The sequence below is a fragment of the Bacteroides sp. L008 genome, assembly GCF_040812255.1.
GTDB lineage: Bacteria > Bacteroidota > Bacteroidia > Bacteroidales > Bacteroidaceae > Bacteroides > Bacteroides vicugnae.
Genome location: NZ_JBFNXO010000001.1, coordinates 2,355,585 through 2,366,600 on the forward strand (window position 1 = coordinate 2,355,585; position 11,016 = coordinate 2,366,600).

Genomic DNA, 11,016 nt, shown 5'->3' on the forward strand with positions numbered 1-11,016 from the left:
AACATATTAAATAAGGTATAGGAATTTATTCTCTATTTTTTTCCTACCACCAACGAAATTGATTATCTTTGCGCCACAGAAAAAGAGAAGAGTTTCTCCTGCAGGAACTTCAATCGTAAAATCGTAAATCGTAAAATCGTAAATATACAACATGATTCTTTTTTTCAGAACCCCTTCCAAGAGCGTGATTGCCGTAGAGAGCAACCATCAGCTCACCCCTGACGAAAGTAATAAACTCTGCTGGCTTTTTGGCGAAGCCGTGATGGAAAGTGAAGAAAACCTGAAAGGCTGTTTCGTTGGCCCACGCCGCGAAATGATCACTCCCTGGAGTACAAACGCTGTAGAAATCACCCAAAACATGGGGCTCGAAGGCATAAGCCGCATCGAGGAGTACTTCCCTGTTAAGGACGAAAATGCCGATTACGACCCGATGCTCCAACGCATGTACAAAGGACTCGACCAAAACGTATTCACGACAAACCGTCAGCCGGAACCGATCATCTACATTGAAGATCTCGAAGTGTACAACGAAAAAGAAGGTTTGGCTCTTTCCAAAGAAGAAATGGACTACCTGAAGAAAGTAGAAAAGGACCTCGGACGGAAGCTGACCGACTCTGAAGTATTCGGTTTCGCACAAATCAACTCCGAACACTGCCGCCACAAAATTTTCGGCGGAACGTTTATCATCGACGGCGTAGAGCAGGAATCTTCCCTGTTCCAGATGATTAAAAAGACTACACAGGAAAATCCGAATAAAATAATCTCTGCTTATAAAGATAACGTAGCCTTCGCTGAAGGTCCGGTTGTGGAACAGTTTGCTCCGGCAGATCATTCAAAACCTGATTTCTTCCAAGTAAAGGACATCAAGAGTGTTATCTCACTGAAAGCGGAAACTCATAACTTCCCTACTACTGTTGAGCCATTCAATGGTGCTTCTACCGGTACCGGCGGCGAAATCCGCGACCGTATGGGTGGTGGTAAAGGTTCATGGCCGATTGCAGGTACTGCAGTCTACATGACTTCTTATCCACGCACAGAAGAAGGACGCGAATGGGAAGAGATTCTTCCGGTACGCAAATGGCTATACCAGACTCCGGAACAGATTCTAATCAAAGCATCCAATGGTGCTTCCGACTTCGGTAACAAGTTCGGCCAACCGCTGATCTGCGGTTCGGTACTGACTTTCGAACATACAGAAAACAAAGAAGTTTATGGTTACGACAAAGTAATCATGCTTGCCGGTGGTGTTGGTTACGGTACACAACGTGACTGCCTGAAAGGCACACCGGAAGCTGGAAACAAAGTAGTGGTTATCGGTGGTGACAACTACCGTATCGGACTGGGTGGCGGTTCCGTATCTTCTGTTGATACCGGTCGTTACAGCAGTGGCATCGAGTTGAATGCCGTGCAACGTGCCAACGCAGAAATGCAAAAACGTGCCAATAACGTAGTACGCGCTCTTTGTGAAGAAGAGGTGAATCCGGTGGTTTCTATCCATGACCACGGATCTGCCGGACACGTAAACTGTCTGTCCGAACTCGTGGAAGAATGTGGTGGTTTGATCGATATGAGCAAGTTGCCTATCGGCGACAAGACTTTGTCTGCCAAAGAAATCATCGCTAACGAAAGTCAGGAACGTATGGGTCTGCTGATTAAAGAAGAGGCTATTGAACATGTACGTAAGATTGCCGAACGCGAACGCGCTCCAATGTACGTAGTCGGTGAAACAACCGGCGATCATCGTTTCGCTTTCCAACAGGCTGACGGTGTACGTCCGTTCGACCTTGCCGTAGAACAGATGTTCGGTTCTTCTCCCAAAACCTATATGGTAGACAAGACCGTAGAACGTCATTATGAAATGCCGAAATACGAATTGTCTAAACTACATGAATATCTGACGAATGTATTGCAGCTTGAAGCTGTAGCCTGCAAAGACTGGTTGACAAACAAGGTAGACCGTTCGGTTACAGGCAAAGTGGCTCGTCAGCAATGTCAGGGTGAACTTCAGTTGCCGTTGAGCGACTGCGGTGTCGTAGCACTCGACTACCGTGGCGAGAAAGGTATCGCTACCTCTATCGGACATGCTCCGCAAGCAGCATTGGCTGATCCGGCTGCCGGCTCTATTCTTTCTGTATCCGAAGCGCTGACCAATCTTGTTTGGGCTCCAATGGCGGAAGGTATGGATAGCATTTCACTGTCTGCCAACTGGATGTGGCCTTGCCGCTCTCAAGAAGGTGAAGATGCCCGTCTTTACACAGCTGTAAAAGCTTTAAGCGATTTCTGTTGCGCGCTGCAGATCAATGTTCCTACCGGAAAAGACTCTCTGTCTATGACACAGAAGTATCCGAACGGCGAGAAAGTGATTTCTCCGGGAACTGTGATTGTTTCTGCCGGTGGTGAAGTTTCCGACGTGAAGAAAGTGGTATCTCCGGTATTGGTTAACAATGAAAAGACTACGCTTTATCATATTGACTTCAGCTTCGATGAACTGAAACTGGGTGGTTCGGCTTTTGCACAATCTCTGGGTAAAGTTGGTGACGAAGTACCTTGCGTACAAGATGCCGAATATTTCCGTGATGCTTTCCTTGCCGTACAGGAACTTGTCAACAAAGGATTGATTCTTGCAGGACACGATATCTCTGCCGGTGGTTTGATCACTACATTGCTCGAAATGTGCTTCTCTAATGTAGAAGGCGGTATGGAAATCAGCCTCGACAAGATGAAAGAACAGGATATCGTTAAGATTCTGTTTGCTGAAAATCCGGGTATCGTTATCCAGATCAGCGACAAGCATAAGGATGAAGTGAAGAAGATTCTGGAAGATGCCGGCGTAGGCTATATGAAGTTGGGTAAACCGACTGATGAACGTCACATCCTGGTATCTAAAGACGGAGCTACTTACCAATTCGGTATCGACTATATGCGTGATGTGTGGTATTCTTCTTCTTACCTGCTCGACCGCAAACAATCTATGAACGGTTGTGCTAAAGCACGTTTCGAGAACTACAAGATGCAGCCCGTTGAATTCGCTTTCATGCCGGAATTCAAAGGCAAGCTTTCTCAATATGGTATCACTCCGGACCGTCGCACTCCAAGCGGTATCCGTGCAGCTATCATCCGTGAGAAAGGTACGAATGGCGAACGCGAAATGGCTTACTCACTCTACCTGGCAGGTTTCGACGTGAAAGACGTGACGATGACCGACCTCATCAGCGGACGCGAAACATTGGAAGATGTAAACATGATCGTCTATTGTGGCGGTTTCTCTAACTCCGACGTATTGGGTTCTGCTAAAGGATGGGCAGGCGCATTCCTGTTCAACCCGAAAGCTAAAGAAGCATTGGATAAATTTTATGCACGCGAAGATACATTGTCATTGGGTGTCTGCAACGGTTGCCAGCTGATGATGGAACTCAATCTTATCAACCCGGAACTGAAGAAGAAAGGAAAAATGCTACATAACAATTCACACAAATTCGAATCACGCTTCCTTGGTCTTACTATCCCGACTAACCGCAGTGTGATGTTCGGCTCTTTAAGTGGAAGCAAACTGGGTATCTGGGTAGCTCACGGAGAAGGAAAATTCTCTTTGCCATATGACGAAGATAAATATAATGTAGTAGCGAAGTATAGCTATGATGAATATCCGGGCAATCCGAACGGTTCCGATTATTCTATCGCAGCACTGGCCAGCGCAGACGGACGCCACTTGGCTATCATGCCTCACTTGGAACGTTCCATCTTCCCATGGCAGAACGGTTGCTATCCGGCCGACCGCAAGAACAGCGATCAGGTTACTCCATGGATAGAAGCGTTTGTCAATGCCCGCAAGTGGGTGGAAGCGAAAATGAAATAAATCATTTCCATATTTTACAGAGGCTGGTACTTTAAATAGTGCCAGCCTCTTATTTTACGGAACTTTCCATTCTACCGGAAGACTTCTGATAGATACCAAAATACCGAAAACAAACAGTATATACAAATAGTTATAAAATAGTCTATTTTCTTCATTTTTGGAGCGCTGTTATCTTTCATCAAAATTTTGTAATATCAAAAAATCTTCTTAATTTTGTCAAACTTTCCCCCTCATAAAAGATTCAATAACCCTTAAAAGTCCTATTTGTATGAAAAAATGGCTTTTTCTAATCTTATTGTTTCCTCTAATTTGTGTCGCGCAGACGTATCGATATCTCGGAGTGGAGGATGGGTTAAGTAACCGGCGGGTTTACTGCATTCAAAAAGATAAAACCGGATACATGTGGTTCCTCACGCACGAAGGTATTGATCGATACAATGGAAAAGAGTTTAAACGATATAAGTTAATGGATGGTGACGCAGAAGTGAACTCTCTGTTAAATCTAAACTGGCTTTATATTGATCAGGAAGGAGTCTTATGGGAAATCGGGAAAAAAGGAAAAGTATTCCGGTATGACCAGATTCACGACTGCTTCAGTCTTGTATATAAATTACCGATGGAAAGTTTCAGCGAACAGCCGGACCCGGTCACTTATGCCTGGCTCGACCAGAACAAACACATCTGGCTATGCAATAAAGATACTATCTTTCTCTATAATACGGACACCAAACAAGTCACCCATATAAAGAATGATATAAGTGAAGAAATCACTGATATTGAACAAATAGACGAATCGCATTTCTTCATCGGTACGGAAATGGGGATTCATTATGCCCAATTAGAAAACAACGCATTGAAACTTATCAATTGCGATAAGTTGGAGAGCGTGAAAGCCCAAGTAAGCGATTTACACTTCGACAAAAAGATTCGGAAACTATTCATCGGCACTTTCTTGCGGGGAATTATGGTTTATGATATGAATACCAAATCCGTCATACGACCGGATTATAACCTGAAAGATATCAGTATCACACGGTTCAAGCCGCTAAATGACAAAGAGTTATTAATAGCTACCGATGGCGGAGGAGTACACAAAATAAATATGGATACTTATCAAATAGTACCCGAAATTGTGGCTGATTATAACAGTAATTGTGGCATGAACGGTAACAGTATCAATGACATTTTGTGGATGATGAAGAACGGATATGGTTGGCTAATTATCCCATCGGAATCACGATACAAAACAACCGTTATACGAGCTACAAATGGATTAAGCACTCCATCGGTAACAAACAGTCTTTAATCAACGATCAAGTAAATGCCATTATTGAAGACAGAGAGGGAGATTTATGGTTTGCAACGAACAATGGCATCAGTTTTTTTAATTCAAAGACCGGACAATGGCGATCGGTGCTTAGTGCTTTTGAAGAGTCGCAAGGTAATAAAAGCCATATCTTTCTTACTATATGCGAAGTGGCTCCCGGAATTATCTGGGCAGGCGGGTACTCTTCCGGTGCTTACCAGATAGATAAGAAAACGTTCAGTGTCAGCTATTTCATGCCGCCTTTGTACACTCATACAAACAAGCGACCGGATAAATATATACGTGATATTCGTACAGATATGCAGGGTTATATCTGGTCGGGAGGATTCTACAACCTCAAGCGTATTAATCTGAAGACGCAGGAAGTACGGTTTTATGATGGATTAAATTCCATTACCGCCATCGTTGAGAAAGATGAAAAAAGTATGTGGATCGGTAGTGCCACCGGCCTATGTCTTTTAGATAAAGAATCCGGAAAATTCGAGCGCATAAAACTTCCGGTAGAGTCGAGCTATATCTATTCCCTGTACCAAGCAAAAAACGGTTCATTGTATATAGGTACCAGCGGGTCGGGACTATTGATTTACGATATTAATAAAAAACTGTTCACTCATTACCACACGGAAAACTGTGCTTTGATATCCAATAATATCTATACCATATTATCGGATGCGGACAAAGATATAATCATGAGTACAGAAAGCGGATTGACAAGTTTTTATCCCAATGAGAAAAAATTCTATAACTGGACCAAAGATATGGGATTGATGACCACCCATTTCAATGCGCTATCAGGTACGTTACGGAAAAACAATAAATTCATTTTAGGCAGTTCTGACGGAGCAGTGGAATTTGACAAGGATATGAAATTGCCCAGAAGTTATTCTTCTAAAATGATTTTCAGCGATTTCAAGCTTTTTTATCAAACAATCTATCCGGGTGATGAGGATTCTCCGTTGAAAGCAAGCATCAATGATACAAAGGTACTAAAGTTAAAATACAATCAAAACATATTCTCTTTGCAGGTTTCTTCCATCAACTATGACTATCCTTCCAATATTCTTTACTCTTGGAGGCTAGAAGGTTTCTATGATAAATGGAGCAAACCCGGAACAGAGAACACGATTCGTTACACCAATCTTGCCCCGGGCAAATATACGCTAAGGGTACGTGCCATCTCCAATGAAGACAAACGCATCATGCTTGAAGAAAGAAGTATGGATATTATCATAGCCCAACCTTTCTGGCTGACATTCTGGGCCATGCTGGTTTATACAGCTATCCTTTGTCTCATTGCCATCGTCCTATTGCGTATACTGATTTTGAGGAAGCAACGCAAAGTCTCCGATGAGAAAATACATTTCTTTATCAATACAGCGCATGATATCCGTACCCCATTGACCCTTATCAAAGCACCTTTGGAAGAGCTACGCGAGAAAGAGGAGTTGAGCAAAGAAGGGATTTCGAACATGAATACGGCATTACGAAACGTAAATGCCCTGCTACGCCTGACGACCAATCTTATCAACTTTGAGAGAGCGGACGTATATTCTTCCGAGCTATATATTTCAGAGCATGAACTAAACACGTTTATGAATGAAATATTCAATGCATTTCAGCAGTACGCCAACATCAAACATATCAACTTCACTTATGAAAGTAATTTCAGGTATATGAATGTATGGTTTGATAAAGAGAAAATGGAGTCTATTTTTAAGAACATCATTTCGAATGCATTGAAATATACTCCCGAAAATGGAAATGTACAGGTTTTCGTTTCTGAAACAACAGATTCATGGAGTGTGGAAGTCAGAGACACAGGAATCGGAATTCCGGCTAACGAACAAAAGAAGCTGTTCAAGCTCCATTTCCGCGGCAGCAATGCCATTAACTCCAAAGTAACAGGAAGTGGTATCGGTCTGATGCTTGTATGGAAGTTAGTCCGTTTGCACAAAGGAAAGATTAATCTGTCAAGTATCGAAAACCAGGGATCAGTTATCAAAATAACGTTCCCCAAAGACAGCAAGCGTTTCCGGAAAGCACATCTGGCAACTCCGAGCAAACAGCGTATAGAAATCGAAAACGTTCCGTCTTCATCGCCTGAAATCTACGAAAACGCACAGAAGAAAGAAAACATAAATCATCGTCGTATCTTAATTGTGGAAGATAATGATGAGTTGCGCAACTATCTGTCGCAAACGTTATCCGAAGAATATGTCGTACAGGTTTGTTCCAATGGAAAAGAAGCACTGACGATTATTCCCGAGTACAAGCCGGAGCTGGTTATTTCAGACATTATGATGCCGGAAATGCGGGGTGATGAATTATGCCAGGCTATCAAGAACAATATCGAGACTTCCCACATCCCCGTTATCCTGCTGACTGCTTTGAATAATGAAAAAGATATTCTCTCGGGACTTCAGATTGGTGCGGATGAATACGTTGTGAAGCCATTCAACATTGGTATACTGAAAGCAAATGTGGCCAATCTATTGGCTAATCGTGCACTCTTGCGCAGCAAATACGCAAACCTGGATCTGAATGATGAGGAAAATGACGAAGACTGCATCAACTGTTCACAGGATATTGACTGGAAGTTTATTGCAAACGTTAAAAAGAATGTGGAAGACAACATCGACAATCCGGCTCTCACAGTAGATGTGTTATGCAGCCTGATGGGAATGAGTCGCACAAGCTTCTACAACAAATTAAGGGCGCTAACCGATCAGGCACCGGGAGATTATATCCGATTGATTCGTCTGAAACGTGCCGTACAATTACTAAAAGAAGACACACATAGCATAACAGAAATTGCAGAAATGACGGGATTCAGTGATGCCAAGTACTTCCGCGAAGTATTTAAGAAGCATTTTAATGTAAGTCCCAGCCAGTATGGCAAAGAGAAAAAAACAGCTAGTAAGGAAGGAGGAGAAAAGAAAGAATGAACATTTATCTCGAAGCATTTGGAATCTTTTTTAAAATAGGCGCCTTTACCATTGGAGGAGGGTATGCAATGGTGCCACTGATTGAAAATGAAATTGTCACCAAGCGAAAATGGATTGCGCAGGAAGATTTTATAGACCTGTTGGCTATCTCCCAATCCGCTCCGGGAATTCTGGCAGTCAATATTTCTATCTTCATAGGATATAAGCTGCGTGGCATCCGGGGAAGTATTATCACAGCATTGGGTACTATTTTGCCGTCTTTCATTATTATATTAGCTATCGCCCTGTTCTTTCATAGTTTCCAAGACAATCCGATAGTGGAACGTATTTTTAAAGGAATCCGCCCGGCAGTGGTGGCACTCATCGCGGCACCGACATTTACCATGGGACGATCCGCTAAAATCAACCGCTACAATCTGTGGATTCCTGTTGTCTCGGCATTATTAATCTGGCTGTTGGGCTTCTCCCCTATCTGGATTATCATTGCTGCCGGTGTAGGAGGGTTCCTGTGGGGAAAACTTAGAAAAGTCAAGAGCTAAGAAAGGAGAGTTGAGAAGGCACGGATTACACGGATTAACGCTGTTATTTTACAGATTCATAATTCCAAAAACTGCGAAATCCGTGTAATCCGTGCCTAAAATTATTATATAATAAATTATTAATCACATGATTTACCTACAGTTATTCTATACATTTTTCAAAATTGGCCTCTTTGGTTTCGGAGGTGGGTACGCCATGCTTTCCATGATTCAAGGTGAAGTGGTTACCCGTTACGGATGGGTGAGTTCACAGGAGTTTACTGATATTGTAGCAATCAGTCAGATGACTCCGGGACCTATCGGCATTAATGCAGCGACCTATGTAGGGTTTACTTCTACCGGAAGTGTTTGGGGTTCCATCATTGCAACTTTTGCAGTGGTCCTCCCCTCTTTTATCTTGATGCTGACCATTAGCAAGTTCTTTTTAAGGTATCAGAAACATCCTGTGGTGGAATCTATCTTCGACGGGCTACGCCCGGCAGTAGTAGGACTACTCGCTTCCGCTGCGCTAGTATTAATGAATGTGGAGAATTTCGGTTCGCCTACGAAAGATACTTATTCGTTCGTCATCAGTATCATTATATTCCTGATCGCTTTCATCGGAACAAGAAAATACAAAGCCAATCCGATATTAATGATTATCGGCTGCGGCATTGCAGGGCTACTACTTTATTAGTTGATAGTTGATAATTGATAGTTAGCTGCGCTATGCTGCATAGTCACTTTCAAATATCAACTATCAACTATCAAATAATCAAAGTTTCAACTTCTTACTTACAGATTTGGATTCATTATGCAAGCGGTCTAAAGCTGTCACTACATAACGGCATTTCGTTTTTCCTGTTTCATAAGGAAGTTTGTAGAATGGATTACGCGTGATAGCTACAATATGGGAAGGATCGTCCAAATTCACCTTTTCTTTACTATCAAAACGATAGACTACATATTGAACTGCCTTATCCATCTCTGTATCAGCTTTCGGAGCTGTCCAGAAAAGGATATAACCATCTTCTGTCCATACTTTTTTCATCTTACGTACCTTGCCCGGAGCTTTATCATCCATAAAATCAAAGACTGGAATCAAAGCAGGATATTTATGATATTCACTGATTAAAGCATCACGATATCTACCCTGATTCTCAACAACAGCTGCTGCATACCATTGACAGCTTCCTCCGATTGTTTGGTAAGCACGTTGCAAAGCCATCTTACGGGGAAGCTGATTGATAGAAGGATTCTGCGGATCGGCAAACTGAACAGTCTTTGGCACTGACTGGCCGATAAATAACGGCCGGTTTTCCGAATGAGTAGCCCACCATTTCACCAATGTCTCATAGTCGGCAGCCTTGTGACCAATCTCCCAATAAATTTGCGGAATATTATAATCAATCCATCCTTCACGTGCCCAAAGAAGCACATCGGCATAAAGATCATCATAGTTCTGCAAACCATTGGTGTTACTTCCCAACGGATCGCTTTTCTGATTACGATAAATACCGAACGGACTAATACCGAACTTCACCCATGGCTTGATGCCACGAATCGTTTCATGAAGCTTCTTTATCAACACATTCACATTACTACGACGCCAATCTGCCTTATTGGTGAAACCTCCACCGTAACGGGCGAAACTCGCATCATCCGGAAAATCCAACCCATTAACCGGATAAGGATAGAAATAATCATCCATGTGAATAGCATCTACATCATAACGAGACACAATATCGGTCACAATTTTGCAGATATGTTCACGGCTTTCGGGAAGTGCCGGATCGAAATATAGCTGATCGCCATAAGTAACAAACCATTCCGGATGCTGGTGATAAATATGTTCCGGTGCCAACTTGTTCTTTAATGAGGTCTTCACGCGGTAAGGATTGATCCAGGCATGAAATTCCATATTCCGTTTCTGACATTCTTCAATCATAAACTGCATCGGATCCCACATAGGGGAAGGTGTCTGACCTTGCGTTCCTGTCAGGAAACGGCTCCACGGCTCATGCTGGGAAGCGTATAATGCATCTGCTTCAGGGCGTACCTGAAAGATGATTGCGTTAATGCCGGCTTCCTGAAGAGAGTTCAATTGACTAATCAATATTTGTTTCAATCTCTCTGTGGGAATGCCACGAAACTGACCGTTAACAGCTTGTATCCATGCTCCACGGAATTCACGTTTAGGATATTTATTGCCTGACGGCACCTGCGCCCTCACTCCTACCACCAGAAGAAGAGCTAAAAGTAAAAGATAGTTTTTCAGCTTCATAATATTCTTAAATCGTAATAATGTGACGCAAAGATAATACAAACTCCCGATAAATTCGCTAACTTTGCCGACTACCATAAAAAAGG

4 protein-coding genes and 1 pseudogene are annotated in these 11,016 nt (G+C 42.7%); 4 read left to right on the plus strand and 1 reads right to left on the minus strand.

From position 1 onward, the window contains the following. Window positions 1-151 precede the first annotated feature (151 nt). The 4 genes and pseudogenes from purL to AB3G73_RS09650 all read left to right on the plus strand — a co-directional run bounded on the left by purL (window position 152) and on the right by AB3G73_RS09650 (window position 9,343). Window positions 152-3,856 carry a phosphoribosylformylglycinamidine synthase gene (purL, locus tag AB3G73_RS09635; RefSeq protein WP_148364671.1) on the plus strand — a complete coding sequence of 1,235 codons (3,705 nt, stop codon included), beginning with the start codon at window positions 152-154 and terminating at the stop codon, window positions 3,854-3,856. 268 nt (window positions 3,857-4,124) lie between these two features. Further along, window positions 4,125-8,128 (plus strand): annotated as a pseudogene (locus tag AB3G73_RS09640) (response regulator). Continuing rightward, entirely contained in the window at window positions 8,125-8,667 is a 543-nt protein-coding gene (locus AB3G73_RS09645; RefSeq protein WP_074637854.1) for a chromate transporter, read from the plus strand. Before AB3G73_RS09640 ends, AB3G73_RS09645 begins: the two are co-directional and overlap by 4 nt. Window positions 8,668-8,794: 127 nt before the next feature. After that, a complete protein-coding gene (locus AB3G73_RS09650) occupies window positions 8,795-9,343 on the plus strand; it encodes a chromate transporter (protein WP_074637856.1) in 549 nt (182 codons plus the stop codon). Between the two features lie 78 nt (window positions 9,344-9,421). On the opposite strand, the gene AB3G73_RS09655 is transcribed toward AB3G73_RS09650, so the two are convergent. Then, window positions 9,422-11,008 carry a glycoside hydrolase family 10 protein gene (locus AB3G73_RS09655; protein WP_195650598.1) on the minus strand — a complete coding sequence of 529 codons (1,587 nt, stop codon included), beginning with the start codon at window positions 11,006-11,008 and terminating at the stop codon, window positions 9,422-9,424. Between the last annotated feature and the right edge of the window lie 8 nt (window positions 11,009-11,016).